General features: G+C 65.6%; 21 protein-coding genes and 1 pseudogene. 10 read left to right on the top strand and 12 right to left on the bottom strand.

Annotated elements, in window-relative coordinates; translation table 11 throughout:
• Position 1 precedes the first annotated feature (1 nt).
• The 3 genes from ACE04A_RS23730 to ACE04A_RS23720 all read right to left on the bottom strand — a co-directional run bounded on the left by ACE04A_RS23730 (position 2) and on the right by ACE04A_RS23720 (position 3,744).
• Entirely contained in the window at positions 2-1,096 is a 1,095-nt protein-coding gene (locus tag ACE04A_RS23730) for an ABC transporter ATP-binding protein (protein WP_485820576.1), read from the bottom strand.
• 60 nt (positions 1,097-1,156) lie between these two features.
• A complete protein-coding gene (locus ACE04A_RS23725; protein ID WP_259250704.1) occupies positions 1,157-2,239 on the bottom strand; it encodes an ABC transporter substrate-binding protein in 1,083 nt (360 codons plus the stop codon).
• A 77-nt stretch (positions 2,240-2,316) separates the two neighbouring features.
• Entirely contained in the window at positions 2,317-3,744 is a 1,428-nt protein-coding gene (locus ACE04A_RS23720) for an FAD-binding oxidoreductase (RefSeq protein WP_448716687.1), read from the bottom strand.
• 304 nt (positions 3,745-4,048) lie between these two features.
• On the opposite strand from ACE04A_RS23720, the gene proC reads away from it, so the two are divergent.
• A complete protein-coding gene (gene proC, locus ACE04A_RS23715; RefSeq protein WP_448716686.1) occupies positions 4,049-4,855 on the top strand; it encodes a pyrroline-5-carboxylate reductase in 807 nt (268 codons plus the stop codon).
• Here the strand turns inward: proC and ACE04A_RS23710 are convergent.
• The gene (locus ACE04A_RS23710) at positions 4,852-6,309 is read right to left on the bottom strand and encodes an MFS transporter (protein WP_448716684.1); all 1,458 of its coding nucleotides are present in this window, start codon (positions 6,307-6,309) and stop codon (positions 4,852-4,854) included. The two genes, proC and ACE04A_RS23710, sit on opposite strands and share 4 nt — an antisense overlap.
• Positions 6,310-6,502: 193 nt before the next feature.
• On the opposite strand from ACE04A_RS23710, the pseudogene ACE04A_RS23705 reads away from it, so the two are divergent.
• The 3 genes and pseudogenes from ACE04A_RS23705 to ACE04A_RS23695 form a co-directional block, all read left to right on the top strand.
• Positions 6,503-7,273 (top strand): annotated as a pseudogene (locus ACE04A_RS23705) (helix-turn-helix transcriptional regulator); the annotation flags it as partial.
• Positions 7,274-7,458: 185 nt separating this feature from the next.
• Positions 7,459-8,157, top strand: a complete 699-nt coding sequence (locus ACE04A_RS23700) for a PadR family transcriptional regulator (protein WP_448716681.1) — start codon at positions 7,459-7,461, stop codon at positions 8,155-8,157.
• Positions 8,158-8,187: 30 nt separating this feature from the next.
• A complete protein-coding gene (locus tag ACE04A_RS23695; protein WP_447991830.1) occupies positions 8,188-9,003 on the top strand; it encodes a siderophore-interacting protein in 816 nt (271 codons plus the stop codon).
• Between the two features lie 293 nt (positions 9,004-9,296).
• Here ACE04A_RS23695 and ACE04A_RS23690 read toward each other — a convergent pair whose 3' ends face one another.
• Positions 9,297-10,193 (bottom strand): LysR family transcriptional regulator, encoded by an 897-nt coding sequence (locus tag ACE04A_RS23690; protein ID WP_485820575.1) that lies wholly within the window; start codon positions 10,191-10,193, stop codon positions 9,297-9,299.
• A gap of 101 nt (positions 10,194-10,294) precedes the next feature.
• Here ACE04A_RS23690 and ACE04A_RS23685 point away from each other — a divergent pair, with 101 nt between their 5' ends.
• On the top strand, positions 10,295-11,155 hold the full coding sequence (locus ACE04A_RS23685; RefSeq protein WP_259250693.1) for an isocitrate lyase/PEP mutase family protein: 861 nt from the start codon (positions 10,295-10,297) through the stop codon (positions 11,153-11,155).
• 93 nt (positions 11,156-11,248) lie between these two features.
• On the opposite strand, the gene ACE04A_RS23680 is transcribed toward ACE04A_RS23685, so the two are convergent.
• Together ACE04A_RS23680 and ACE04A_RS23675 are read right to left on the bottom strand one after the other, a co-directional pair.
• A complete protein-coding gene (locus tag ACE04A_RS23680; RefSeq protein WP_485820574.1) occupies positions 11,249-14,128 on the bottom strand; it encodes a WG repeat-containing protein in 2,880 nt (959 codons plus the stop codon).
• A 2-nt stretch (positions 14,129-14,130) separates the two neighbouring features.
• Complete coding sequence (locus ACE04A_RS23675) at positions 14,131-17,277, bottom strand: WG repeat-containing protein (protein WP_485820573.1); 3,147 nt, start codon at positions 17,275-17,277, stop codon at positions 14,131-14,133.
• A gap of 398 nt (positions 17,278-17,675) precedes the next feature.
• Here ACE04A_RS23675 and ACE04A_RS23670 point away from each other — a divergent pair, with 398 nt between their 5' ends.
• Entirely contained in the window at positions 17,676-18,872 is a 1,197-nt protein-coding gene (locus ACE04A_RS23670; protein ID WP_448716675.1) for an MFS transporter, read from the top strand.
• A 3-nt stretch (positions 18,873-18,875) separates the two neighbouring features.
• Here the strand turns inward: ACE04A_RS23670 and ACE04A_RS23665 are convergent, their stop codons facing one another.
• Complete coding sequence (locus ACE04A_RS23665; protein ID WP_485820572.1) at positions 18,876-19,256, bottom strand: cupin domain-containing protein; 381 nt, start codon at positions 19,254-19,256, stop codon at positions 18,876-18,878.
• 160 nt (positions 19,257-19,416) lie between these two features.
• Between ACE04A_RS23665 and ACE04A_RS23660 the strand changes: the two genes are divergently transcribed.
• Both ACE04A_RS23660 and ACE04A_RS23655 read left to right on the top strand, forming a co-directional pair.
• Positions 19,417-19,656, top strand: a complete 240-nt coding sequence (locus tag ACE04A_RS23660; RefSeq protein ID WP_100854236.1) for an Arm DNA-binding domain-containing protein — start codon at positions 19,417-19,419, stop codon at positions 19,654-19,656.
• Positions 19,653-20,195: an ureidoglycolate lyase gene (locus tag ACE04A_RS23655; protein WP_438858519.1), complete on the top strand. Its 543-nt coding sequence runs from the start codon at positions 19,653-19,655 to the stop codon at positions 20,193-20,195. Before ACE04A_RS23660 ends, ACE04A_RS23655 begins: the two co-directional genes overlap by 4 nt.
• Here the strand turns inward: ACE04A_RS23655 and ACE04A_RS23650 are convergent.
• Positions 20,161-20,751, bottom strand: coding sequence for a hypothetical protein (locus ACE04A_RS23650; protein ID WP_448716671.1), 591 nt, complete (start codon positions 20,749-20,751; stop codon positions 20,161-20,163). The genes ACE04A_RS23655 and ACE04A_RS23650 overlap by 35 nt on opposite strands.
• 152 nt (positions 20,752-20,903) lie before the next feature.
• On the opposite strand from ACE04A_RS23650, the gene ACE04A_RS23645 reads away from it, so the two are divergent.
• Together ACE04A_RS23645 and ACE04A_RS23640 are read left to right on the top strand one after the other, a co-directional pair.
• Entirely contained in the window at positions 20,904-22,391 is a 1,488-nt protein-coding gene (locus ACE04A_RS23645) for a DUF1254 domain-containing protein (protein ID WP_485820571.1), read from the top strand.
• Between the two features lie 4 nt (positions 22,392-22,395).
• Entirely contained in the window at positions 22,396-23,325 is a 930-nt protein-coding gene (locus ACE04A_RS23640) for a LysR family transcriptional regulator (protein ID WP_259250675.1), read from the top strand.
• A 76-nt stretch (positions 23,326-23,401) separates the two neighbouring features.
• On the opposite strand, the gene ACE04A_RS23635 is transcribed toward ACE04A_RS23640, so the two are convergent.
• From ACE04A_RS23635 to kce, 3 genes are read right to left on the bottom strand one after another with little or no spacing between them, the layout of a single operon-like run.
• A complete protein-coding gene (locus ACE04A_RS23635; RefSeq protein WP_448716668.1) occupies positions 23,402-24,205 on the bottom strand; it encodes an SDR family oxidoreductase in 804 nt (267 codons plus the stop codon).
• Between the two features lie 40 nt (positions 24,206-24,245).
• Positions 24,246-25,445 (bottom strand): ABC transporter substrate-binding protein, encoded by a 1,200-nt coding sequence (locus tag ACE04A_RS23630; RefSeq protein ID WP_259250672.1) that lies wholly within the window; start codon positions 25,443-25,445, stop codon positions 24,246-24,248.
• A 44-nt stretch (positions 25,446-25,489) separates the two neighbouring features.
• Positions 25,490-26,425, bottom strand: a complete 936-nt coding sequence (kce, locus tag ACE04A_RS23625; RefSeq protein ID WP_447991809.1) for a 3,5-dioxohexanoate:acetyl-CoA acetone transferase — start codon at positions 26,423-26,425, stop codon at positions 25,490-25,492.
• Positions 26,426-26,659: the final 234 nt, after the last annotated feature.

The following is a 26,659-nucleotide window of genomic DNA, read 5'->3' as shown; positions in this document are numbered from 1 at the left end:
TTCACTCCGCAATCGCCACCGCGTCGGCGGCTTGCCAGCTAACGGTCAAAGGCTGGCCGATGGCGTACTGCTCGGCCTGCCGCTGCGTCGGATACGCCACGACGATAGGCGCGGCGTCGGGCACGCCCGAGTCCAGGTACAGCTTGGTCAGGCTGCCGGTCACCATCACGTCCAGCAGCTTTCCGGTCAGCCCCGGCCGGGTCAGGCCCGGCCCAGCCGTGCCCACGCGCAGGTTCTGCGGACGCAGCATCACCGTGACCTTCTGGCCGGCCTTGATGGGGGCGCCGTTGGACAGCGCCTGCCCGGTCACGCCCTGATGCGCCAGCTTCACGGTCAGCGTGTCGCCGTCCACCGAGGTGACCTCGCCTTGCAGCAGGTTCGATTCGCCCAGGAAATCGGCCACGAACAAGGTGCGGGGGCGGAAGTACAGGTCGGCCGGCGTGCCCAGTTGTTCGATCGCGCCGCCGTTCATCAGGCAGATGCGGTCGGACATCGTCATGGCCTCTTCCTGGTCATGCGTGACGTACACGATGGTGGTGCCCAGCTCGCGGTGGATGCGCTTGATCTCCAACTGCATCTGGTCGCGCAGCTTCTTGTCCAGCGCGCCCAGCGGCTCGTCCATCAGGATGATGGCGGGGCGGTAGACCATGCAGCGCGCCAGCGCAATGCGCTGCTGTTGGCCGCCCGACAGTTCGCGCGGCAGGCGCGTGGCCACGTGCGGCAGGCGCACCATTTCCAGCGCCTCGTGCGCGCGGCGGCGCGCTTCGGCCGCCGGCACCTTGCGCATCTTCAAGGGGAACGCGATGTTCTCCTCGATGCTCATGTGCGGAAACAGCGCGTAGTTCTGGAACACCATGCCGATATCCCGCTCATACGGCGCGCCATAGGTGACGTCGGCGCCGTCGATCAGCACGCGGCCCTCGTCAGGCTGCGCCAGGCCGGCGATCAGGCTCAACAGGGTGGTCTTGCCAGAGCCGGACGGGCCCAGCAGCGTCAGGAATTCGCCGGGGGCGACGTCCAGGTGCGTGGGCGCCAGCGCAACGAAATCGCCATAGCGTTTGCCCAGGCCCGAGATTTGCAGATTGGAAGAAGACATGGTGTTCAACACGTTAAAGATGCCCGGAGCGCGCCACGGGCGTGGCGCGCGATTGACGACTTACTTCAGGACCCAGCCGTTGAAACGCTCAAGCACGTCGCGCTGCTTGTCCAACCAGTACGCCGCGTTGATGTGCAAGCCGGTCTTGATGTTGTCGGGGTGGGTGGGGCAGTTGCGCGCCACGTCGGCCTTGATGTAATCAAAGGCGGCGGGTTGCGTGACGCCGGCGGCAAAGTACTCCACCAGCGACGCCTGGCGCTTGGGGTCGGAGGCAAACTTGATGAACTCGCGGCACGCGTCGGCGTTGGGCGAGCCTTTCAGAATGGCCCAGTTGTCGCAGCCCCAGATGTTCTGGTCCCACACGATCTGCACCGGCGCGCCGTTGGCAATGGCCGATTGCGCGCGCGACACCCAGGTGGCGATCATGTCGACTTCGCCCGATCCCAGCATCTGTTCAACTTGCGCGCCCGTGTTCCACCACACGTCCACCGACGGCTTGATCTTGTCCAGGCTGGCCAAGGCGCGGTCGATGTCGCAGGGGTAGACCTTGTCGGTGGGCACGCCGTCGGCCATCAGGGCTTCTTCGATGGTGTCGAACGGATGCTTGCGCAGGCCACGGCGGCCGGGGATGTCTTTCACGTTCCAGAAATCGGCCCACGACTCGGGCGCGCGGCGGCCCTTGAACGCGTCAGTGCGGTAGGCCAGCACGGTGGTGTAGACGTTGTTGCCCACGCCGTACGGCGACATGTATTGCTTTGGAATGGTGGCCACGACCGGGTCGGATTCCAGGCCGTGCTTTTCCAGATAGACCTTGCCGCCTTCGGTCAGCATCAGGATGGCCGGCTGGCTGATCTTGGCCATGTCCCAGGTGTAGTTGCCGGTGTCGACCATGCTGCGGATCTGCGCGGTGGGCTCGGCATTGGCCTGCACGCCCACTACCTGGATACCGGTCGCTTCCGTGAACGGCTTGTAGAACACGGCGCCATACGCCTTGCTGTAGATGCCGCCGTCATCGCGCACCACGATGCGCTTGGAGGCCGCGCGCGACGGCGTCCAGATCATGGGCATGGCCAGGGCGGCGGCGCCGGCGGCGACGGATTTCAGCGCGTTGCGGCGCGAAGCGTTGTGGGGGATGGATTTCATGGAAGACTCCTGCGGGTCGGGTCAGGGACTACGGATCAAGGACTGCGGATCAAATGCTGTGAGTCAAAGACAGCCGCTCATGGCAGCAAGCGGCCGGGGTTGAACAAATTGGCGGGATCAAAGGTGGACTTCAGCGCGCGCATCATCGCCAGTTCAACCGGCGATTTGTAGTGCGCCATCTCGGCCAGCGACGTGCGGCCCACGCCGTGCTCGGCACTGAAGGTGCCGCCCAGCGCATCGGCCACGTCATTGACGGCGCGGCGGATATCGGCGGCCATCGCGTCGCGGTCGGGCAGGGCGTTCCAGGCGTCGAACGTGAAGAAGGGAATGAAGTGCACGTTGCCGTCGCCCAGGTGCGCCACGATCAGCACGGGCAAGTCCGGCACCAGCCGGCGCACGGCGGCGGTGGCTTCGTCGATAAAGCGCGGCACGCTGGAGACCGGTACGGCGCTGTCGGTGGTCAGGCCCACGCCCGCTTTCTTATTGCCTTCGGACACGCTGTGGCGCACTTCCCACAGCGCGGCGCGCTGCGTGTCGTTGCTGGCCAGCACGGCGTCGTGCAGCAGGCCACGTTCAGCGGCTTGCAGAAGTGTCTGCTGCAACAGGTCTTGCAGTTCTTCGCCGCTGCCGGTGTCGGACAGTTCAATCAGCACATGCCATGGGTGCGTGCCGTCCAACGGATTCTTGCGCCCCGGCACGTGCGCCATCACGATGTCCAGTTGGTTGCTGTCGATCATTTCAAAGGCCGACAGGCGCGAACCGCAGCTGCGTTGGAACATGCCCAGTATGTCCAGCGCCGCTTGCGGGCTGTCCGGCGCCACCCAGGCCACGGCGTGGCGCGTGGGCAGGGGATGCAGCTTGAGCACGGCGGCGGTGACGATGCCCATCGTGCCCTCGGCCCCGATGAACAGGTGTTTAAGGTCGAAGCCCGTATTGTTCTTGCGCAGCGCCGTCAGGCCGTTCCAGATGGCGCCGTCGGGCAGCACCACTTCCAGGCCCAGGATGTTGTCGCGGGTGTTGCCGTAGCGCAGCACGCCGGTGCCGCCCGCGTTGGTGGCGATGGTGCCGCCAATCTGGCAGGAGCCTTCGGCGCCCAGGCTGATCGGGTACAGCCGGCCTTCGGCGGCGGCGGCGTCCTGCACCGTGGCCAGCACGCAGCCCGCTTCGACTTCCATGGAATTGTTCGCCGCGTCGACCCGGCGCACGTGGCGCATGCGGGCCAGGTTCACAATGACGGGCGGCGTGCCGGTCGCGTTTGGCACCGCGCCGCCGCATAGGCTGGTGTTGCCGCCTTGGGGCAGTACCGGCGTGGCGTGCGCGTTGCACAAGCGCACGATGTCAGCCACCTGCTGCGTGTTGCCCGGCAGGGCGACGCACAACGCCGGACCCTTGTACCGGCCGCGCCAGTCTTCGGTGTAGCCCGCGGTGTCGGCCTCGGTGTGAAGGATGGCGTCGGCGCCCAGGGCCTGGGTCAACGCGTCTAGCAGGGTGATGCCGTTGGTCATGTCTGTCGTCCCGAATGAAGCTCGGGGTTCAAGGGAACCCGAGTGCATTGAGGCACAGCATACGATCGATTAAATCGCTTTTCGATTTGATTAATCGTATATCAATTGATTTTAGGGTATGTCCTAGGCGGGAAGCGGGCGACAGAACTCAGGCCCCGCGTGCAGCACAGCCCGCCTCGTCGTCTAATGGCACGCCTGGATTGCAGTTGCTGAAACGATCGAAATACAATCGTATCGTGCGATATGCAATCTACTGTGAGCTCGTTTGCACGCTGGCTCGCAATCTTTCCTGGACCCTATCCCTATGCGCGAAAAAATCGTTTTCATCGGCGGCGGCAACATGGCCTCCGCCATCATTGACGGCTTGCTCGGACAGGGCCGCGAGCTGGCCGATTTCCTGGTGGTCGAGCCTTACGCGCCCACGCGCGACGCGCTCATCGCGCGCGGTTTGGCCTGCCGGGAAAGCGTGGGGGCAGATATTGGCGACGCCGCACTGTGCGTGCTGGCCACCAAGCCGCAAGGGCTGCAAGAAGCCTGCGGGCAGGTGCGTGAATTCCTGCCGGCTGACGCCACCGTGATCAGCATCGCGGCCGGGGTGGACCTGGGGTCGCTGTCGCAATGGCTGGGCGGGCACGCGCGCATCGTACGCGCCATGCCCAACACGCCCGCCAAGGTGGGCCTGGGCATGACCGGCCTGTACGCCACGTCGGCCTGCGCGGAAGCCGACCGCAACCGAGTGGACGCCTTGTTCGCCGCCGTGGGTGAACGTATCTGGACCGATACCGAAGCCATGATCGACGCCGTGACCGCCGTAACGGGCAGCGGCCCCGGCTACGTGTTCCATTTCATGGCGGCCCTGGAAAAGGGCGCGTTGGAACTGGGCTTTTCGGCCGACGACGCGCGCCGCCTGGCCGTGTCCACGTTCCGAGGGGCGGCGGGCTTGGCGGCTAGCGAAGCGGTGCCGCTGACGGAACTGCAGGAACGCGTTACGTCCAAGGGCGGCACCACGTATGCGGCGTTGTCGCACATGCGGGAAGCCGGCGTGGCGGATGCCATCACGCAAGCGGTGCGCAAGGCCGAAGCGCGCGCGCGTGAGTTGTCGGCGGGCTAAGTCGGTGGGCTAAAACGTCGGCCCAACCACCACAACAGCAGTACCGCCGCCGCGATCGCCGCGACGTTGAACTGCATGGCCGCGCTGAAGGCATGCGCGTAGCGTTCGGGCGCGCTGGCGTCGGCATGGGCATGCAAGGCGCCGCCAAACAGCATGCCCGCCGCCGCGACGCCTAGCGCGGCGCCCACCTGTTGCAGGGTCGACACCACGCCCGCTGCCATGCCGGCATGGCGGTCTTCGACCAAGCCCAGCGCCACGTTGACCAGCGGCGTATTGACCGCGCCCTGCGCCGCGCCCAGCCATACCAGCGCGGGCACCAGCGACCACGGCGACAAGTCCGCGCCGGCCATGCCCACGTGAACCATCAATGCCACGGTGGCGCCGCCGTAAAGCAGGGCGGCCAGCGTAATGGCGGGCGTGCCGAAGCGGGCCACCAGGCGCGGCGCGGCCATGGACCCGGCCACAAAACCGACGCTTGCCGGCGCGAATATCAACCCCGCCGTGAACGCGTCCAGCCCAAAGCCGGTTTGCACCAGCATTGCGTAGCAAAGAAACATGGCGCTGGCGGTGGAAAACACCAGCATCACCAAGAGGCACCCCACGGCAAAGCGCGGCTGCGTCATCAAGCCCATGTCGAGCAGCGGCGCGCCGCCGCGTGCCTTGATGCCACGTTGCATGCGCACGAACCACAGCAACAGCAGCACGGCCACTGCGGCGCACGCTATCGCCCACACGGGCCAGTGTCGCGCCGGCCCCTCGATCAGCGCCAGCAGCAGCAAGGCCAGGCCCGCCGCCACGCACGCCGCGCCGGGCCAATCCATGGCCGCACTGGAAGGCACGCGGGATTCGGGGATATGGCGCGCCAGACGCCACGCCAGCAAGCCCAGCGGCACGTTGATCAGAAAGATGGTGCGCCAGGCCAAGCCGAACAGGTCGGCATGCACGATCCAGCCGCCCAGGACCTGGCCGGCAATGGCGGCCAAGCCCAACGTCATGCCCATCAGGCCGAACGCGCGCCGCCGCGCCTGGCCGTCGAAGCTGACACGGATCAACGCATAAACCTGCGGAAACAGCATGGCCGCCGCCACGCCTTGCAGCACCCGCGCGCCGATCAGCGCGTTGGCGTCGGGTGCCAGTCCGCACAGCGCCGAGGCCAACGCGAAACCGGCCATGCCCAGCATGAACAAACGGCGCCGGCCGTGGCGGTCGCCCAGGCGGCTACCCGCGATCAACAACACGCCATACGCCATTTCGTAGGCGGCAATGATGAAGTTGATTTGTGAAAAGCTCGCCGCCAGCGTGCTTTGCATGCTGGGTATGGCGACGTTCACCACGAACAAATCGAAGATGGTGATGAAGCCGCCCGACAACAGCACCGCCAGGCCCAGCGGGCCCAGGGTGGGGGTGTCGGGGGTGGCGCGGGCGTGGGAAGAAGGCAGGGCGTTCGAGGTCATGTCAGCGCTATTGGATTGGGATCGGCGCTATTCTGGGCGGGCGCGCAGCCTTATACAATTTAGCTGTTTATGCTGTTACTACGGGCAATAGGCTGGCAGCAGTGGCCTTGTAGCAGCAACCCGTCAGCAATAACGCTTCAGCAGTAATCAGCCCACAGTAGCCCCGTCCACCAAACCCGATTCGCACCCCTTCATGACCCCAACGCCCACCCCCGAACGCCTGGACCGCACGCGCCCCGACCTGGCTGAATTCCTGCGCCTGCGGCGTGCACGCCTCAACCCGTCGGACCTGGGCTTGCCCGCCGGCAGCCGTCGCCGCACGCCTGGGCTGCGCCGCGAGGAGGTCGCCGCGTTGGCCGGCGTGGGCCTGGCCTGGTACACGTGGTTTGAGCAAGGCCGCAACATCAGCGTGTCGGCCACCTTTCTGGAAAACCTGGCGCGCGTTTTGAAGCTGGACGCCGCCGAACGCCGCCATCTTTATCTGCTTGCGCATCAGCGCCCGCCCGCTGAACCCGGCCGCACCTGGTGCACGGTGCCGCCGCAAGTGCGCCGCCTGATGGACGACCTGCCCACGCGGCCCGCCTACATCCTGAATTTGCGTTGGGACGTGGTGATGTGGAACGCCGCGGCGGATCGGGTGTTCGATTTTTCGGCGCAGGCGCCGGGCCGGCGCAACCTGCTGTGGATGCTGTTTGTGGAGCCCCGCATGCGGCAGCTTTTCGTGGACTGGTCCGCGCAGGCGCCCGCCATGCTGTCCACCTTCCGCCGCGACTTCGCCAGCGCAAGCGGGGTGCCGGACATTGCCGAGCTGGTGGATGAGCTGGAAGCCGTATCGCCGGATTTCAAGACCTGGTGGCGCGAACACGACGTGCACGGTGCGTGCATGGGACAGCGCAAGCTGCGCGTGGAGACGCTGGGCGACATCGCGTTCGAACACGCCACGCTCACCGTCGACGAAAGCCGCCATTTGCGTCTGGTCGTCTACGCGGCGGCGCCCGGCGAACCCGGGCGGCGGAGTTTGCGCACTGGCTGGCGGCGCATGCCGACCCGGCCGCCGTCGCCTAGCGATACAAACGGGCGGTTGACGGCCGGAATTTCGCGGGTGTATCGTAAGATCTATATCTTTAGATACATCGTAAGAGGCATTCCATGCACCAGCACGACGTCGATCACACCCATGCCCACGGACACCGTGGCCATCATCATCCCCATCGCCATCATCACCCCCACCACGCCAGTGCCGGGGGTGATTGGTTTTCCGGACCGCCTGACGGGGGGCGCGGCGGCGATGCCGGCGGCTTTGGCGGCGACGGACGTGGCTTTACGCGCGGCCGTCGCGTGTCGGCCGATGACTTGCAGTTGATGCTGCTGGGCTTGTTGGAACAAAACCCCAGTCACGGCTATGAGCTCATCAAGGCATTCGGCACGCTTAGCAACGGCTTCTACACGCCCAGCCCCGGCATGGTGTACCCCGCGCTGACCTATCTGGAAGAGCTGGGCTACGCGACCGTCGAGCAGGATGGCGCGAAGAAGCGCTACCACCTGGCGGAACCCGGCCGGGTCCATCTGGACGCGAATCGTGATCGCGTGTCGATGATGTTCAACCGCTTCAAGCACATCGCCCGCAAGATGGATTGGATGCGGCAGGCATGGAGCGGCGAGCCGCGCAGCCTGGGGCCGGAAGGCGAGGACGCGCGCACGGGATGGGTGCCCGAGTTTGTTGAAGCCCGCCATGCGATCCGCCGCGCGCTGATGGAACGCACCGATGCCTCGCCCGCTGAACAACGCCGCATCGCCGCCATCCTGGCGCGTGCCACCGATGAGATCAACGGCAAGCCCTGTGCTTGATCCCGCACTTTCCCAGAATCTGGAGCTTTGATGAATCGTAGTGACCTGACCGTGGAGCGCGTGCGCCACAACTTGAAGATGCGCGTACTGACTGTTCAGCGCGTTGAGCGCGTCGCGGGCCTGTTGGCGCGCGTTACCTTCACTGGCGACGATCTGCAGGACTTCGTGTCCGCCTCGTTCGACGACCACGTGAAGCTGTTCTTCCCCGCCGATCCTCTGCTGCCGCCGGCGTTGCCCAGCGTCGGCCCGGACGGCGTGAAGTTTCCTGAAGGTGTGCCCAAGCCCGCCGCACGTGATTACACGCCGCGCCGTTTTGATGCGGAGCGTCGTGAGCTGGAGATTGAATTCGTGCTGCATGGCGACGGTCCGGCTTGCATGTGGGCGGAACAAGCCCAGCCGGGTCAGCAGCTTGGTATTGGCGGCCCGCGTGGTTCGTTCGTGGTGCCAAAGGCGTTTGACTGGCATGTGCTGATCGGCGATGAAACCGCGCTGCCCGCGATTGCCCGCCGGCTGGAGGAATTGCCGGCGCAGGCGCAGGCGCTGGTGTTGATTGAAGTGCCGTCTGCGGAAAATGAGATGCCGCTGGCGTCGGCGGCGAACGTTGTGGTGCGTTGGTTGCCGCGTAATGGGACCGCGCCGGGGTATAGCACGCTGTTGCTGGATGCGGCGCGTGAGTTGGTGCTGCCTGAAGGCGAAGGCTATGTCTGGGTCGCCGCCGAATCCGCCGTGGCCAAGGCCGTGCGCGAAATCATGGTGTCACGGCATGCCATCGATAAATCCCGTATTCGCGCCGCGAGCTATTGGAAGCGCGGGGCGGTGGCGGTACATGAGTCGCATGAGGGGTGAGGGGGGGTGTTGGGGCGGGGGGATGATGGGTTTCGCGCGGGCTGCGTCGGGGTTCTTTTTGTTGCCTTGCCGCGCTGCACCCATCCTACGTCCGTCCCATCCTACGGTCGTGCCATCGTAGGATGGGTGTAGCGCGACAGGGGCGTGATAAGGACTCGAACGCTTAGCGCGCGGAACCCATCTTGCGGTGGGGGTTCTTGCGTTGGGCTTGTTAAGAATTGGGGCGTTGTTTGATGGGTTTCGCGCGAACGGCGTCTGCGTTCTTTTTTCGGCTCTCTCGCGCTGCACCCATCCTACGGGCTTGGCGTTGGTTTTTCGCGGGCCAGGCGCAGCAGGTTTTCTATGCGGCCGCCGGGTTTGTCTGTGCGGACGGCCAGGCCTAGCACCGCGCGGGGCCAGTCCAGGGTGAAGGGGCGGTAGACCACGCCGTCGGGGCGCAGGGGGCGTAATGACGCCGGCACCACGGCCACGCCCATGCCTGCCGCCACCAGGTTCACCGCCGACGATAACTGCGGCGCGCGTTGGCCGATCAACGGGTTCAAGCCATGCTGGCGGCACGCCGCCATGATGTCCGCGCTAAGCCCGTAGCCGGATTTGCGCGAATACAGGATGAAGCGTTCCTGCGTCAGATCCTTCGGCGCCAAGCGCTTGCGGCGCGCCAGCGCGTGGCCCAGCGGCAATGCCACCACCAGCGGCTCTTCGGTCAACTGTGTGAACGTCAGCCCGCCGTCCAGCGCGAACGGCGGCCGCACGAAGGCGGCGTCTATCGCGCCATCGCGCAGTTGCGCCACCAGCGTCTCGCTATCGCCTTGCGACAGCGTCATCTCAACGTCGGGATACTGCTGGCGATAGCGTCGGATCACTTCCGTCACCACGCCATTGAACGAAGCCGACTCCGTGAACCCCAACGCCAGTTCCCCCACTTCGCCACGCGCAGCGCGTTGGGCCGTCTGCACCGCGGCCTCCGCGCGTCGCAGAATATCCTGCGCGCAGGAAAAAAACGCCCGGCCCGCGTCGTTCAGCACCACGCCGCGCCCCGTTCGGTCGAACAGCGGCGTGCCCACTTCCTGTTCCAACTGACGAATCTGCTGGCTCAGCGGCGGCTGCGCCATGCCCAGGATTTCCGCCGCGCGCGTGAAGTGCTGGGCCTCGGCCGTCACCACGAAATACCGCAGATGCCGCAGTTCCATATCGATACCTTTTACATACTGATTATCAACATTCCATATATTGGACATTCTAGTCCTGCGAGCCGATCATGCAGGCATCGATCCCCCTTTCAGGAACCCGCATGAACTCCCCTTTGAAACCCGGCGCCTTGCTGCGCCAGCATTTGGCCGATGGCATTGTGGTGGCGCCCGGCGCCTATGACGGTATGTCCGCGCGGCTGGTGGCCCTGGCCGGGTTCAACGCCGTTTACGCCAGCGGCGGCGCCATTGCGCGCGCGGCGGGCTATCCGGATATCGGCCTGCTCAGCTTTACCGAAGTGATGGACCGCGTGGAAAAGATAGTGGACGCAAGCGGGCTGCCGGTGGTCGCGGATGCGGACACGGGCTTCGGCGGGTCCGCCAATGTTGAGCGCACGGTACGCATCATGGAGCGCGCGGGCGTGGCTGCTTTTCATATCGAAGACCAATCGTTTCCCAAGCGCTGCGGCCACCTGGACGACAAGAGCCTGGTCGACGTCGAGGAAATGTGCCGCAAGGTCCACATTGCGCGGCAAACATTGGGCGACCCAGACACGCTGGTCATCGCGCGCACGGACGCCATCGCGGTCGAAGGGTTTGATGCTGCCATCACGCGCGCCGAGCGCTACCTGAAGGCGGGCGCCGACATGATCTTCGTGGAAGCCCCCGAAACGCTGGCGCAGATTCGCGCCATTGCCGACCGCCTGCCGGGCCTGAAGCTCATCAACATGTTTTATGGCGGCAAGACGCCGCTGGTGCCGCTGCCCGATCTGGCGGCCATGGGTTATCGCCTGGCCATCATTCCGTCGGACTTGCAGCGCGCCGCCATCCACGCCATGCAGGCCACGCTGGCCGCCATCAAGCAGACCGGCGACAGCAGCGCGGTGGCCGACCAACTCACCAGCTTCAAGGAACGCGAAGCCATCGTGCAGACCCAGCGTTACCTGGCGTTGGACACGCAATAGGCGTCCAACGCCGGGGCTTCACGCCCGCCTTTCAAGCACGCGCTTCATGCACGCACTTCAAGCACGCGCTGACGCTTCAAGCACGCGCCGGCCTTAGCGGTCACAACGCGCCGGCATCGTGTTGGGCCACAAGCGCTGCCCCGCGCTGCCGTATAGCGCGCGCACGCCGCACACCATTTCCACGCGGGCCCGCGCGCGGCCGGCCGGGTCGATGAGTTCCGAGTAGTCCATCGTGGACACCACCGCGCGCTGGCTCTTGAACGGCGTGACGGTGCTGTACTCGGGCTGAATGACGTACTGCCCCTGGCGGTCGACAAAGCCGATGTTCATGTCGCCCAGGGCAGGCGCCAAGCCGTCGCGCAGCGTGCCCAGCGCATTGAACGCCGGGCCGGTGAGCGCGCCCTTGGCATCCACGGCGCGCATCGCGCGAGTCGGCAGCAACGACACCGCCTGGCCTTCCGAAAACGCCGATGTGACGCCCTCAACGCTCAGCCGCGTCTTGCCGCTCGTGTCGACATAGTCCGTGCGCAGCCGGCCGTTCACCTCGTAATGCCTGAGCAGTTGCGGTGAACCTTGCGGCCACTGCCATTCGCCCGCGGGCAGCGTCACCACCGTCTTGCCCGCCGCGTCGATCAGGCGCGCACCGCTTTCATCGGATGCCAGCGCACGCGCGGGCGAGCCCTGGAACACCGAGCCGGTAGCGGCGCTGGGCGGCATCTGCCATTTGCCCTGTTCGTTCAGATAGCCGTGACGGGGCGTGCGACGAATCTCCAGCCAGTCGCCCAGGCGCGTGTAGAGGGCATCTTCCAGGTCTTGCGCATTGGCGCCGTCTGCCGAAAAGATCCAGCGGCGCTGATCGCTCTCGGCCGTGACGGCGCCGTCTTCCGTCTGGCCAATTTGCAGCCGGCTGATGAAGGGCGTCAGCGCGCGGCCCTGGCTGTTGAACAGCGCAACGGGGCGGGCGTAGTCCTCGTCCTGCGCGCCCGCCTGCATCACCTTCCACAAGCTGTCGTTGACCCGCGCGACGGCATGATGGCGCGCCGGCACGGTCCACTTGCCTTGCAGATCGATCACGCCCACGCGGTCCGCGCCCAGCGATGCGACGGCGCGCCCGTTCTCAAACGCATCGATCTCCTGAAACGCGGGCGCGGCCAGTTCCTTGCCCGCCACGAAGTCGTACAGACCCCACGGCGCATCGGCGCTGGCGGTCTTGACGTAGCGCATCACCCCCGGCGCCACGACCTGCGAGTCGAAGACATCGGCGGGCAGGCCGTACAGCTTGCCGTCGCGGTCGATCATCTTGTTCACGCCGTTGGCGTACACCAGCGCATAGCCTTGCTGAAACGCGCCTATGTATTGCTGCGCCGGCAGGTCCATCACGCGGCCCTGGGCATCCAGCAGGCGGATGCCGTCGGCGGTGGTCGCGGCGTAGCGCAGTTGTTCCGGCTTGAGGCCGTCGATGGATATGGGCGCATCGCTGTCGCGGTCCGCGCCCACTTCCAGCATCGTCAGGTCCTTCCACGACGGGTCGGTCACCAGGCTCCCATCCGCCAGCAGCAGGCCGGCGCCCGCCGGGCCGCATTGGCAATGCGACTGGCCCAGCAGCCCCAAGGGCGCGCCAGGCAAGTCCACGGCCAGGGCCTTCAGTTGCATGTTCTGCACGGCCTCGACGGCGTCAGGCTTCAGCAATACCTGGCCGTCGGCGTCGACGATATTGAGCAGCCCACGTTCCTGATTCTTGATCCACAGCCGGCCTTGCTGCACTTCCATCGTGCCGGCCTCTGCCAACCAGGCGGGTGCGGTGGCGCCGTGCAACCACGCGCCCTTGGGCGTCAGCAGGCCGACGCCTGCCTCGCCCCTGAACAGCACGAAGCCTGCTTCATCGACGCTGGGGGCAAGGCCCGCGCCCAGCGGCACCGGCTTGGGCTGACCAGGCACCAACGCCATCATCGTGTCGCCCGACGGGTACACGATCACATCGCCAAAGCGCTGCGAGGCCTCGGCTTCGGGCAACGTCATGGTCACGACCAGCTGGCCGGCGGTGTCCAGTACCGCATAGCCTTTGCGATCGCCCAACTGCGCGCTCCAGAACTTGCGGCCCACGGGGTTCAGCGATTCGTAGTGCTGGTCCGCGCCGATCGCCTTGCCGTCCGTGCCCAGCAGCACCACGCCGTCTGGCCCATAAGCCACGGCCAGCATGCCGTCGCGATTGACCGAGATATCGTCGTAAATGGGTTCAACCACCCAGTTCCAGTCGCGGTCCACCAAGCCGTATCGATACTCGCCGTTGTCGGCGATGAAGAAGCCCTGGCCATAGGCTTGCGTCACCTTCACGCCGGGCATGGCGAAGCGGCGTTCGCCCGATGGCGCCCGGTATTCCAGCTTGAATGCCACTGCTGCGCGCGCGGGCACGCCGTCTTCGATCACCAGGCTTTCGATGCCGGCGTCCAGCGGCTCGCCTACCGTTTCGCCTTGGCGGTTGATGAACTCGTGGCGTCCGTCCACCGTGGCCACGGCCAGGCCGATTTCAGCAAAGTCGCCCACGCTGTCGTAGCGCGGCGGCACGGCCATGCGGCCTTGTGGGTTGATGAAGCCCCACTTGCCTTGCCATTGCACGGCGGCCAGTCCGTGGCGAAAGTCGCGCACGTTCTCAAAGATGGGGCGGATCACCAGCCTGCCGTTCTGGTCCAGAAAACCCCAGGCATGGCGGCGCAGGGATTGGTCCGACGGCACGCGGCGCATCGGTTCCAGCGCGGACGGCAGCAGCACGGCGGCGCGTCCGTCCGCCAGGTTGCGGATGCAGCCGTTGGCGTAGGGCGTGTGGTACGAGATGTCGTCGACGGCGGCGTCGTTGCGCGCGCGGGCTTCGTCAACGCAAAACACATGGCCCATCTGCGCGTGCGCGGACAGGGAGGCGCCCAGCGCGGCCAGGGCGCAGGCGATACGGGTGGTGCGGATCACTCGTGACGTCATGGTCATTCTGCTTTGGCGGTGTCTAGGGCGGGGGGATCGATGCGCGTCGCATCTTGGCAGGTCAGAGCTTCGCGCGGCCAGCTCTGGTTTTCTTCCGCGTCGAAGATCACGATCTGGTCGCACAGCACGCCGAAGGTGGTGGTGGTCTTGCCGCGTGTGTCGATGAATTCGACCAGGTGATCGTGAAACACCATGGCGCGTTCGTCCTGGAAGTCTTGTGCCCATGTGAACGCGGGCGGGATGGCGTAGCGCCCGCTCAGGTCGATGTAGCCGTACAGCTTGCCCGTGCGGTCCAGGCGCTGCGCCCGGGCCAGGCCGTGCTTCAGCGCACCCAGATCGCTGAAGTGCGCGCCCACGACGCGCTTGCCCGCCGCATTCAGGAAGCCTTGCTTGCCGTAGTTTTCGCTATAAGGCACCACGCCTTCGCTGGCGCGCTGGTAGCCCACCGGAAAGCGGTTGGACAGGCGCGCGACCTCGCGGCCCTGCAGGTCCGTCAGCACGGAGGTGGACGCGCGGTCGTCCTCGAACAGCACGCGCTGCATGGACGCCAGCGGAAAGCCGTCGCCGTGCTTTTCCAGCACGGTCTTGCCCTGCTGATCGATGACGCGGTAACCCGAACCCAGATTGACGCGCGCCAGTCCCTCGGGCTGCACAAAGAAGGGATTGAATTCGCCATACAGCGCGGGCACTTGCAGTTGGCCGCGCGCGTTGATGGCGCCTTCGCGTTCGCCTTGGCGCACGATCAGCCAGTCGCCATGCTGCTCTTTGCTTTCCGGCTGGCCGTCAGAGATTTTCGTGGCGCGGCCTTGCGCGTCGAACAGCACGGCGCTGCCGTCGGCCAGTTCGCCCATGTAGCGGCCGCCTTGCAACTTGTCGGGCTTGCCGAAGATGATGTCGCTGCGCTTGCCGGTGCGCAGGTTGACCATCCGGTACGGGCTGTCGCCATAGCGGCCGGCCAGGCCCTTGCCTTCCGGCTCGTTCACCAGCATGAAGCCGTTGCCCAGGTATTCCATGTTGTAGGCGCTGTCGTGCGTGGCCGGCACGACCCACTGGCCCTGGCGGTTGACGAGGCCCCAGCGGCCCTTGTCCTGTACGCGGACCCAGTCGTCGTCGAATTCCTCGATGCGGTCAAATTCAGGCTTCAGCGCGGGCGCGCCCAGGCGCACGTTCCACAGGCCCCAGCGGCGTTCGCGGTTGTCGTCCGCCGCGCGGTAGACCAGCAGGTCGCCTTCCAGTTCGGACGCCGCCGCGCTCACGTCATCCGGCAAGCGCACCGGTTTGCCGCGCGCATCGATCAGCAGAGCGTCGTTGCGCAGCATGTCGCGGGTGCGCGCCCAGGTGTAGGGGCCCTTGAACGGGCGCAAGTCGTCATAGTCAGGCGGCACGGCCCATGCGCCCTGGCCGTCGATGGCGCCCACCTTATCGTTCGTGGCGCGCACCACCAGCGGCATCGTCACGTCATAGGTGTTGATGTTTTCCCATTGCGGGTTCGACACGATCTTGCCCGTGACGGTCAGGATGGCCAGGGGCCGTGCACCGTTGAGGTCGCGTAGCAGCGCCAGCGGCATGGTCTGATCGCCGGAACCTCGCTGGGCGGATTTGCCGGGAGAAAACGCGCTGACGTCATAGCTGCGCAGGCGCATGCCGGTGTCCGCATCCAGCAAGGGCTTGCCGTCAGCGGCGTACACCTGCATGAGGGAAGCTTCGGCGTTGATCGCGAGGGCGGTATGCGACGCGGCGTCATCCGCGCTAAGGGTGTCGGCCACTTCCGCGTCGGCCGCCGCTTGCCCGGCGTCGGCCGTCTCGGCGGCGTCTGTCACGACGGTCGCGGCGGCGGCCGATGCCGCGGCGGTCGCTGCGGTGTCGACCGCCGGGGTGTCGACCGCCGCCGTCGCCACATCCGTGGCGGGCTTGGAGGCGTCGGTCGCGTAGGTTCCAACCGAGTCGGCCACCGCGTCGGGGGCGATTGCGTCAGCGGCGATGTCCACGTTGCCGTCCGATGCTTCCACCGCCACGGGTGGTTCCTCGTCTGTGGCGTCGTTCGTGGCCTCGCTCCCGCCGCCAGCGCTGGCGGCGGTATCAACCGGCATGCCATACACCCATGCCCGGCCTTGAACGATGTCGACCCGGCCGTCGCGTATCGCCAGTTTCTGCACCGTGCCGTTGGGGCTGATCAACAGCGTTGTCGATGCGTCGGACAGATAGCGCCAGCCGTCGCGTTGCTGCACGCCCATGTACGACGTAGAGAACGCATGCACGGGTTTGAGCCTGGCGTCCAGCAAAGTGGACTTGCCGTCTTCGCCCGCCACGAGCCAAAGGCCGGACGCCAGCCACTGCACGCGCTCGTAGCTGGCTTGCGAAATCGCTTCGCCGCGCGGGTCCACGAAGGTCCAATCTTTTTCACGGCGCACCGCCACGACGTCACCGTCGCGCATCGGCGCTTCGCGCGAGCGCAGCACCTGCGGCGTCACGGCCCAGCGGCCCTGCGCGTCCAGCAAGCCCCACCAGCCGGAATAGCGCGACCCGCGTACCTGCGCGGGCAAGTAGCCGGCCGACGGCGCGGCCAGCATCATCACGCCTTCGGGCAGCGCGGTAGCGGCACCCGTCGCGGTGTTGATCAGGCGGGGCGGCGTGGGCACCTCCATCGACGCCAGCTTCTGGCCGGGCATGAAGCCCCACGTGCGGGTGCCCAGCGGGAAGGTCTTGACCACCTTGCCCTGCCGGTCGATCAGCACATCGTGCTCGTCGTCTTCAACCAGCGCGGTGCCTTCGGCGTTAAAGCCCGTGGCCGTGGTGAAGCGCGGCTTGATGACCCACTGGCCCTTGGTGTCGATATAGCCCCACAAGTTGCCCTGGCTGACGGCGGCCAGGCCATTCTGAAACGGCGAGGCCTGCGTGTAGGTGGGCGCGATGGCCATGCGGCCTTGCTTGTCGATATAGCCCCAGGCGCCCGCCTCGTCGCTGCGCGACCCGGTCAGCACGCCGGCCAGGCCTTCGCTGAAGGACTGATGGCAGACCGTGTCCGCGCCCTGGCCGTAGTAGCTGGTGGTGCATTGGTCCAGCCAGGAGTCGGCACGCGCCGTATCGGGCAGGGCGGGCAAGGCCAGCGCCACGGCCAGCGCCAAGGGCTTGATCGCGGCGCGCATCATGCGAACACGCGGGCAGGGGCCGCGAAAAGAGGAAAGCCAAGCCGGACGTGCCACATGGTCGTATGCCTTGCCAGAATATGCGAAGGCAGCACTGTAACCAGCAGTTGCGGGGGACAGACGGGTAAATGTAACTATAGAAAACGAAGCGTTAACAGGTGGCCTTTGTTCGCATTCCCGTGCCGCATGCAGCCGGCAAAAAATAATCGGTTGAAGCCACGTCGCGGCCCTTCTGTAATAAAGCCGCAATGCCTCCCGTGCCGAGGCCCAGCGTACGACCAGAGAGGTACACCATGCCGGCGCCCCTTGTTCCGCCTTCCCCCGCTGCTTCAGGCCCTGCTGCCTCACGTCCTGCTGCGTCGCATCTCGACGCATCGCCTCCCGATGCTTCACGCTTGTGGATGCTGGTGCTGGCAGGCGGCATCATCATGGGCTTGGCCTTGGGCGTGCGCCACGTACAAGGCTTGTTCCTCTTGCCCGTGTCGATGGACCGGGGCTGGAGCCGCGACACCTTCGCGATGGCGCTGGCCGTGCAGAACCTCACCTGGGGCATCGCGCAGCCGTTTACCGGCATGGTGGCCGACCGCTATGGATCGGCCAAGATCATCGCGGGCGGGCTGGTGTTCTACGCGCTGGGCCTGGTCGGCATGGCGCATGCTGTCACGCCCTTGGCGTTCATGCTGATGGCGGGCGTGTGCATCGGCATCGCGCTGTCCGGCACGGCGTTTGCCGCCGTCTATGGCGCGCTAAGCCGGCTGGTGCCGCCCGAGCGTCGCGGGTGGGCGCTGGGCGTGGCTGGCGCCGTGGGCGGCCTGGGGCAATTTGCCATGGTGCCCGCCGCGCAGGGGCTGATCGGCGCTTGGGGCTGGGTCAGCGCGTTGCTGGTGTTTGCAGTGGTGATGGCCGTTCTGCTGCCCTTGGCCCGGCCGCTGCGCGAGCCCGACAGCGCAGCGCGTGACGCCAATGCGCCGGACGCCAGCCTGTCCTTGCGCGCCGCCATCGGCGAAGCGTTCACGCGGCCGGGATTCTGGCTGTTGAACCTGGGTTTTCTGGCGTGCGGATTCCAGTTGGCGTTCATCGGCACGCACCTGCCCGCCTACCTGATGGACAAGGGCATGCGGGCGGCCGACGCGGTGGCGGCCTTGGCCATCATTGCGCTGACCAACGTCATGGGCACCTATGTGTTCGGCGTGCTGGGCGCGCGCCATCGCCGCAAATACCTGCTGGCCGGCATCTACCTGCTGCGCACGGCGGCTATCGCCTTGTTTCTGTTGCTGCCCCTGTCCACGTGGACCGTGTACGCCTTCGCCGCCATCATGGGCTTTGTCTGGCTGGGCACCGTGCCGCTCACCAATGGCCTGATCGCGCAGGTGTTCGGCGTGCGCTACCTGACCACGCTGTTCGGCTTCGTGTTCTTCGGCCATCAACTGGGGTCGTTCCTGGGCGTGTGGCTGGGCGGCGCGGTGTTCGAGGCCACGCGGTCGTATGACCTGATCTGGCTGGGCGCGATGGCGCTGGGCGTGGTGTCCGCCGTGCTGCATTGGCCCATCGACGACCGCGAGATCCTGCGTGTGCGCACCGTCGGCGCGGCCGGTTAAGACTTAGGCGGGCCGGTGCTGCGTGCCCGCGCCCATCGTGATGTGCAGCATGCGACAGGGCTCGACCACCTTGACGGTATGCCACGCGCCCTTGGGGATGACGTAGGCGTCGTCGGCCAGCATCTTCACCACTTGCACGCCCGTCGGCCATTCCAGATGCAGCTCGGCCGCGCCCGACATCAGGCGCACGATTTCGTCCGCCTCGGGGTGCATTTCCCATTGCGGCCAGTCGTTGGCGAAGGTGTATTCAGATACCAGCCAGCCGCGGCCAAACCGGTCCAGCGCCTCGGGCGACTGCGACCAGAACTCGTCGCCACCCTTGACCGTGGCGGCGGCGCCGGTGGCGTCCAGCAGAACATAATGCGATGACAGGTCAGTCGTCATGGTGGGCATCCTTGATAGGGGTGTTCTTGGCGGGTTCATCCTTGCAGGGTCATCCGCCATCGTAACCATGCTTGCCCGGTGTGATCAGGCAAGCCGTGCTTGGACGATGCATATCCGGCGATTATCATGTCGCCCATTCGCAATCACCACGGGAAAGGCGATGAGCCAGGGGTTCGAGGGCGTCAGGCCCGCGTCGGAATCGTCCATCGAGATCGGCTTCATGTATAACGGCCGGCATTGCGTTGAACGCATCCGCGTCAAGCCCACGGCCGCCAACTTGAAACGCGCGGCTGATCGGCGCGCCGCCATCCTGGAGGCCATCGCCCGAGGCGACTTCGACTACGCCGCCGAATTCCCCAAACGCGGCACGCCGCCCAAGCCATCACAGGGTTCTGCATGACGAGCAACCAGCAGTTGGAAGTCAATGATCTGACGCCGCAGGCATTCACGCCGTATGGCTGGATGTTGGGCAAGCCCATTCCGGATGGCAACGGCGTGCCCTTGTTCTCGAACCCCGCCACGGATTTCTGGCAGGAACACGTGTTCAACACCGGCGCGGGCGGCGATGCCGAAGTGCTGTGGGTCAATTACCGTAGCGCTTCCCCGGAAATCGCCAGCCTGGAAAAGCACTTGCTGACGCAGCAGGCCATCGTGCCGCTGACCGGCACCATCATTCAGGTGGTGGCGCAAAGCCAAGCCGACGGTAGCCCCGACCTGGCCACGCTAGCCGCTTTTCGCGTGCCGCAAGGGCAGGGCGTTTGCATGCGGCCCGGGTGCTGGCATGCCACGCGCGTGGAGGATGCCGAAGTCACCTGCCTGATGCTCACCCGCCGTTCCACTACGCTGGACTTGATTCAGCACCTGAACACCGACGCGCGCGCCACCGAGAGCGCCATCGTGGCGATCACGGCTCGCTGCATTGCACGCCAAGACGCTTGAACAGCGGCCATTTATTGCGATAACTGTCTGACCAGATCATGGTGGCGTAGGCCGCGAAGGGCGCGTTCACTACGTGCACCGTCATGTGCGCGGCGGCGGCGTCGTCTTTCGGGCAGAAGGCCTGGCCCACGGTCGGGTACAAGTCGCCTTCCCATACCGCGCGCTGGCAGTGGTCGCAAAAATTGGTCCATTGGCCCTGGCGGTCGGGGTCTGGTCTCAGCGTAGGCGCCGTCTGGTTCAGCGTGTGGGCTACTGACGCCGCCACCATTCCCACCTGCGAAATCAGCGCCGGCCCGGCGATACGCTGCCATTGCGCGGGGCTGAACAGCCAGTCGTGGAAGGCGGTCGGCGAAAGGCCCAAGCTGTCGCCGTCCTCTTCCAGCTCAGTATCGGCTTCCGTGCTCTCGTGATCTGGCGGCAGCGCCAACGCGAACACGGGCGTGGCACGCTGGCAATGGCGGCAGGCGTGCGTGGCCTGTAGCACGTAGTACGCGGGGGCGCGCACGTTGGCGTCATCGCCCAGGGGGCGGTCTGGAAAGTTGCTGTCGATATCCATGCCTGGGGATGTTCTCTCTTTTGGGCTGCGGTATCCCGATCCTTCTTCATTGGCGGGAAATATGCCAGAATCCCCTGCGGAATTGCTGTCCTTGACCGCGACGCTGCCGCCAACAGGGCGTTGCCAACAACATGCAGGTGTTGGAGCAAATTATGCGCGATCGTCAGAGTAGCACCGGCTTTGCGTTCAAGGCCCACCGCCGTCTTGCGGGGTTGCTGGCCAAGCCCCTGCTGGCCACGCCCTTGTTGATGGCCAGCCTGGCGGGTTGCAGCTTCACGTCGTCCGACGAAGCCACGGGGTCGCAGTCTGTCGGCATCCACGGCGTCACCGCGCAACAAGCGCGCAGCATTGCCAGCGAAGCGTATCTGTACGGCACCCCCATGGTGGCCAGCTACCAGACCATGTACGCCTTCAACCTGGACAAGAACAACCCGCAGTACAAAGGCCCGCCCAACACCTTCAACAACATCGCGCGCGTCTTCACGCCAGACGACACCGCGTTCGTCACGCCGAATGCCGACACGCCTTATTCCTTCGCCATGCTGGACCTGCGTGCCGAACCCGTCGTGATCAGCGTGCCGCCGATCGAAAAGCGGCGGTACTTCGTCCTGCAACTGATGGACTTGTACACCTACAACTTCGCCTACATCGGCAGCCGCGAAACCGGCAACGGCGGCGGCAACTTCCTGGTGGCGGGGCCGCGCTGGGACGGCAAGGTGCCGCGCGGCATCACCAAAGTGATCAAGTCGGAAACCGAACTCGTCAACGTGGTGGGCCGCACGCAGTTGTTCAATGCGGCCGACCTGAACAACGTCAAGCGCATCCAGGCGCGCTACAAGATCCAACCCCTGTCTTCCTTTGCCACGCGGCCCGCGCCGCCCGCGCCCGCCGCCGTTGAATGGATTCCCCCTGTGCCGCCCGGCGAGATGCGCACGTCGCTGGAGTTCTACAACCAGCTGGCTTTTCTGCTGCAATTTGCGCCCACCCATCCCACGGAAAAATGGTTGCGCGAACGGCTTGGCAGCATCGGCATCAAGCCCGGCCAAGCGTATCCCGTTGATCAGTTGGACCCGCGCCTGCGCCGCGCCTTGCAGGAAGGCATGCATACGGCGCAGAACGACATCGACAAGAACCGCACGGCACTGGCCGGCAAGACCGATGGGCTGTTCGGCAGCCGCGCCAAGCTCAAGAACGACTATCTGGCGCGCGCGACCGGTACGCAGATCGGCATCGGCGCCAACAGCCGCGAAGAAGCGCTGTACCCCGTGCTGGAAAAAGACAGCCGGGGCCAGGAGCTGGATGGCCGGTACGCGTACACGCTGCGCTTTGCGCCGCGCAGCCTGCCGCCCGTGAATGCGTTCTGGTCCATGACGATGTACCGGCTGCCAGAACAATTGCTGGCGTCCAACCCGATCGACCGTTATCTAATCAATTCCCCCATGCTGCCGTCGCTGAAGAAAGACCGCGATGGCGGGCTGACGATCTACATCCAGTCGCAGTCGCCGGGCAAGGGCAAAGAGTCCAATTGGCTGCCCGCGCCGCCTGGGCCGTTCATGGTGACCCTGCGCTACTACTGGCCCAAGCCGGCGCTGTTGGACGGCAAGTGGGTCACGCCGGAAATACAGCGGGTGGCGCAATAGCGGCATGAAACGCAACTTCAACATCCACGACCTGCGCATCTTTTATACGGTGGTCATGACCGGGTCCACGCGCCAGGCCGCGCAGGTCATGAGCCTGACGCAGCCCGCAATCAGCCATGCGGTGTCGCGGCTGGAAACCGCCACGGGCGTGCAGTTGTTTGACCGGTCGCACAAGACCCTGCGGCCCACCGAAGCCGGGCAATACCTGTACACCGAAGCCAAGTTCGTGCTGGACGAATTGGTGCGCATCGACGAAGCCCTGCACAGCATTGAAAAGTTTGGCGGGCGGGGCTTGCGCGTGGCCTCGTCGCCTGCGTTGGCGCTGGTGTATGCGCCCGAAGCGGTGAAGCGGCACCTGGATGAACACGGCAAGCGGCCGTTCTCCATCGACGTGGAATCGTCGGTGCAGTGCATCAGCGCGGTGGAAACCATGCGGGCCGACTTCGGCCTGGGTGCGGTGGGCAGCGACAGTCCACGCGTGAACTTCACGACGTTTCTGCGCACCGACGTCATGCTGATCGCGCACCGTGAGCACCCCTTGGCGCGGCGCGACGTGGTGGCGGTGTCGGACATTCCCCCCGAATCTTTCGTCAAGCCGCTGTGGTCCGACTACGTGGTGGCGCAAGGCGACATTGCCGATTCCGATGCGCTGGACTCCGGCATGCAAGCGCATATGACCTTGGTGCCCGGCACGGTGCGCGCCGTGAAAGGCGTCAGCCTGGTCAACGCGATATCGGCGTCGGACATCGTGTCGGTCTACCCCGACATCGTCGCGGTGCCGCTGGCGTCGAGGCAGTGGTTCGAGTTTGTACTGATCACGCGCAAGGAAGCCCAGAACCAGGATCTGGCCGAGCGCTTGCTGGGCGCCTTGCACGCCACGGCCCAGGCAAGACGCAACGGGGTTTTTGCGCACACGATCCAACTGATCGCCTAGCCCGTCACGTCGGCCCCCGTGCACACGGGGGCAGGGGACAGGGGACGGGCATAGGGGAACCGGGGGGGGCGGAAGCTCAATCGGCCGGCGGCTGCCACGGCAAAGATTGCAGATCGCCGTCGATGCTGATCGCTTGCCCGCTGATCATCGCGCCAAACGGGCTGGCCAGGAACAGCGCCATGTTCGCGATGTCGGCGCCCTGGACAAACTGCCGCAGGCTGACGCCCGCCAGTTCCAGCTTGGTTTCTTCTTCAACCGTCAGACCCATCGCGCGCGCCCGCGCGGCAATCACGCGGTCGATGCGCGGGCCGGCCACCAGCCCGGGCAGCAGGGCGTTGACACGGATGCCGTAAACACCCAGTTCCACCGCCAGCGATCGCGTCAGGCCCACCACGCCCCATTTCGAGGCGGAGTAGGGTGTGCGCAAGGGCAGCCCCATGCGGCCCGCCACCGAACTGATGTTGATGATGGCGCCGCCACCCGCCTGGCGCAGCGCGGGCACGGCGTGCCGCACCGTGTGGAATTGCGATGCCAGGTTGATGTCCAGCGTGGCGGCCAGCTCGTCCGGCTGGATGTCGGTGATGCGGGCGGTGGGGCCGGCGATCCCCGCGTTGTTCACCAGCACGTCCAGGCCGCCCAGGTGCGCTAGCGCGGTCTCCATGTAGCGGTCGATGTCTTCTCGGCGGCTCACGTCGGCACGGCTGTTGGCATGGCGGCATTCAAACAGCGCGCCTTCGTCCACGTCGCAGACGTGAACATGCGCGCCGCGCTCGGCGAAAGCATCGGCCAGCGCCGCGCCGATGCCCGCCGCGCCGGCGGTAACGATGACGCGGCGGCTGCTCAGGTCCACCGGCAGGGCGGTCAAGTCTTGCGGGTTCATGCGGTTTCCTTCGGCGTGGGCGGGTGTCATGGTTTCAACATCATGGCTTCATCAGTCGGCACTTGGATTCCTGCGGCGACGTGTAGATTTCGTCGCCCGGAATCTTCGCGATCAGCTTGTAGTAGTCCCAGGGGCCCTTGGATTCCGCCGGCTTCTTCACCTGCATCAAATACATGTCGTGCACAAGCAGGCCGTCGGCGCGCACCGTCGCGTTCTTCACGAAGAAGTCGTTCACCGGGTTGGACTTCACCCACTTCATGATGGTCTCGCCGTCGGTCGTGCCGGTGGCTTTCACCGCGTTCAGGTAGGTGGTGGTGACGGAGTAGTCGCCCGCTTGCAGCATCGACGGCTTCTTCTTCATGCGCTCTTCAAAGCGCGCCGCCCACTTGCGCGACGCATCGTCCTGGTCCCAGTACCAGGCGGTGGTCAGGTACATGTCTTGCCCGGCCGCCAGGCCCAGCGCGTGGATGTCGGTGATCAGCACCAGCAGGCCCGCGATCTTCATCTTGGGTGTCAGCCCGAATTCCGCCGCGGCCTTGACCGCGTTGCTGGTGTCGGCGGCCGAGTTGGCCAGCCCCAGCACTGTGGCGCCAGACGCCTGCGCCTGCAAGATGTACGAAGAAAAGTCCGCCGCGTTCAGCGGATGGCGCACGCGGCCTTTCACCTGGCCGCCGTTGGCCTGCACCACGGCCGATGCATCGCGTTCCAGCGCGTGGCCGAATGCGTGGTCCACCGTCAGGAAGTACCAGTCCTTATTGCCTTCCTTGAGCATCGCGCGCGCCGTGCCGCGCGACAGCGATACCGTGTCGTAGACGTAGTGAACCGTGTACGGCGTGCACTGCGCGTTGGTCAGTTCCGACGCGCCCGCGCTCACCACGAAGAACGGCGTCTTCTTCTCTTCAGCCACCTTCGCCATCGCCAGCGCGGCGGCTGAATTCGCACCCGCGATCAGCATGTCCACGCCGCGCTGGTCCAGCCATTCGCGTGCGCGTGACGACGCGATGTCAGCGCGGTTCTGGTGGTCGGCCACCAGCACTTCAATCTTCTTGCCGGCGATCTCGCCGCCCATGTCGGCCACCGCCATCTTGATGGCTTCGGCCCCGCCCGGGCCGTCGGCATCGGCCGACAGGCCCGACATGTCGGTAATGAAGCCGATACGGATCACGTTGTCGTCGGCCATGGCTGCGCCGCCCATGGCCAGCAAGGCCGACGCCACTGCCGCGTTCAAGATTTTTTTCATGTTTGTCTCCCGCCTGGGGTTTGATTGTTGTTGCCGTGCCGCCGTCAGAACGCGACGTTGTCCCGGCCCTTCAGTTGCAGAATCTCGCGCGCCTCGTCGGGCGTGGCGATGGTCAGCGACAAGTCCTCAAGAATGCGGCGGATGCGGCGCACCTGATCCGCATTCGACTGCGCGAGTTCGCCCGGACCATCCCACAAGGAATCTTCCAGCCCCACGCGCACAAAACCGCCCATCGTCGCCGCCATGGTCGCAAGCGTGGTCTGCTTGCGCCCCGCCGCCAGGACCGACCAGCGGTAGTCATCGCCAAACAGCCGGTCGGCCGTGCGGCGCATCATCATCACGTCTTCGGGATGCGTGCCGATGCCGCCCCGGATGCCGAAGACGGACTGGATCAAGAACGGCGGCTTCAACAGCCCCTTGTCCACAAAATGCGCCGCCGTGTACAGATGCCCGATGTCGTAGCACTCGATCTCAAAGCGCGTGCCGTTGTCATTGCACGACGACAGGATGTGCTCAATATCCTTGAACGTGTTCTTGAACACCAGATCGTTGCTGCTTTCCAGATAGGGGCGTTCCCAGTCGTGCTTGAATTCCTTGAAGCGTTCCAGCAATTCATACATGCCGAAGTTCATCGACCCCATGTTCAGCGAGGCAACCTCCGGCTTGAATCGCGTGGCCGGCAACATGCGTTCGCTGACCGGCAGCACGGGCGAACCGCCGGTGGTGATATTGATGACCACATCGCTTTGCGCCTTGATGCGCGGCAGAAACTGCGCGTACAGCGCCGGGTCCTGCGTGGGCCTGCCAGTCTGCGGATCGCGCGCATGCAGATGCACGATGGCCGCGCCCGCCTCGGCGGCATCCAATGCCGATTGCGCGATCTCGTCGGGGGTGACGGGCAGATAGGGCGACATCGACGGCGTATGCACCGAACCGGTAATGGCGCACGTGATGATCACATTGCTCTTGGGTTTTTTCATGGGCCTTGGACGTATGACGTTGAGGTCTGACGTTTACGTATGACGTTTTATCGTGGCCCCGGCTGTCTCCTCCGGGTGCGGCCCATTCTGTCGCAGGGCATTGCCCTTGTCACCTGAACAGAAATTATCAACTGATACGGTTTCCGGTGCTGCGGCGCAGCGTGATCCTGGCGCTTGTTGCCGAATGGAACTGTTGCCCGCGCCGGTCTGGGCTCAGACGCAAAAAGGGCGCCC

It is taken from the genome of Achromobacter colocynthidis (assembly GCF_057334535.1).
The sequence above is the reverse complement of the archived record's forward strand: the minus strand, read 5'-3'. Positions and strand labels throughout refer to the sequence as shown.

Coding starts and splice junctions, on each gene's coding strand:
- ACE04A_RS23730 (WP_485820576.1), bottom strand. CDS start 1,096: ATGTCTTCTTCCAATCTGCAAATCTCGGGCCTGGGCAAACGCTATGGC.
- ACE04A_RS23725 (WP_259250704.1), bottom strand. CDS start 2,239: ATGAAATCCATCCCCCACAACGCTTCGCGCCGCAACGCGCTGAAATCC.
- ACE04A_RS23720 (WP_448716687.1), bottom strand. CDS start 3,744: ATGACCAACGGCATCACCCTGCTAGACGCGTTGACCCAGGCCCTGGGC.
- proC (WP_448716686.1), top strand. CDS start 4,049: ATGCGCGAAAAAATCGTTTTCATCGGCGGCGGCAACATGGCCTCCGCC.
- ACE04A_RS23710 (WP_448716684.1), bottom strand. CDS start 6,309: ATGACCTCGAACGCCCTGCCTTCTTCCCACGCCCGCGCCACCCCCGAC.
- ACE04A_RS23700 (WP_448716681.1), top strand. CDS start 7,459: ATGCACCAGCACGACGTCGATCACACCCATGCCCACGGACACCGTGGC.
- ACE04A_RS23695 (WP_447991830.1), top strand. CDS start 8,188: ATGAATCGTAGTGACCTGACCGTGGAGCGCGTGCGCCACAACTTGAAG.
- ACE04A_RS23690 (WP_485820575.1), bottom strand. CDS start 10,193: ATGGAACTGCGGCATCTGCGGTATTTCGTGGTGACGGCCGAGGCCCAG.
- ACE04A_RS23685 (WP_259250693.1), top strand. CDS start 10,295: ATGAACTCCCCTTTGAAACCCGGCGCCTTGCTGCGCCAGCATTTGGCC.
- ACE04A_RS23680 (WP_485820574.1), bottom strand. CDS start 14,128: ATGACGTCACGAGTGATCCGCACCACCCGTATCGCCTGCGCCCTGGCC.
- ACE04A_RS23675 (WP_485820573.1), bottom strand. CDS start 17,277: ATGATGCGCGCCGCGATCAAGCCCTTGGCGCTGGCCGTGGCGCTGGCC.
- ACE04A_RS23670 (WP_448716675.1), top strand. CDS start 17,676: ATGCTGGTGCTGGCAGGCGGCATCATCATGGGCTTGGCCTTGGGCGTG.
- ACE04A_RS23665 (WP_485820572.1), bottom strand. CDS start 19,256: ATGACGACTGACCTGTCATCGCATTATGTTCTGCTGGACGCCACCGGC.
- ACE04A_RS23660 (WP_100854236.1), top strand. CDS start 19,417: ATGAGCCAGGGGTTCGAGGGCGTCAGGCCCGCGTCGGAATCGTCCATC.
- ACE04A_RS23655 (WP_438858519.1), top strand. CDS start 19,653: ATGACGAGCAACCAGCAGTTGGAAGTCAATGATCTGACGCCGCAGGCA.
- ACE04A_RS23650 (WP_448716671.1), bottom strand. CDS start 20,751: ATGGATATCGACAGCAACTTTCCAGACCGCCCCCTGGGCGATGACGCC.
- ACE04A_RS23645 (WP_485820571.1), top strand. CDS start 20,904: ATGCGCGATCGTCAGAGTAGCACCGGCTTTGCGTTCAAGGCCCACCGC.
- ACE04A_RS23640 (WP_259250675.1), top strand. CDS start 22,396: ATGAAACGCAACTTCAACATCCACGACCTGCGCATCTTTTATACGGTG.
- ACE04A_RS23635 (WP_448716668.1), bottom strand. CDS start 24,205: ATGAACCCGCAAGACTTGACCGCCCTGCCGGTGGACCTGAGCAGCCGC.
- ACE04A_RS23630 (WP_259250672.1), bottom strand. CDS start 25,445: ATGAAAAAAATCTTGAACGCGGCAGTGGCGTCGGCCTTGCTGGCCATG.
- kce (WP_447991809.1), bottom strand. CDS start 26,425: ATGAAAAAACCCAAGAGCAATGTGATCATCACGTGCGCCATTACCGGT.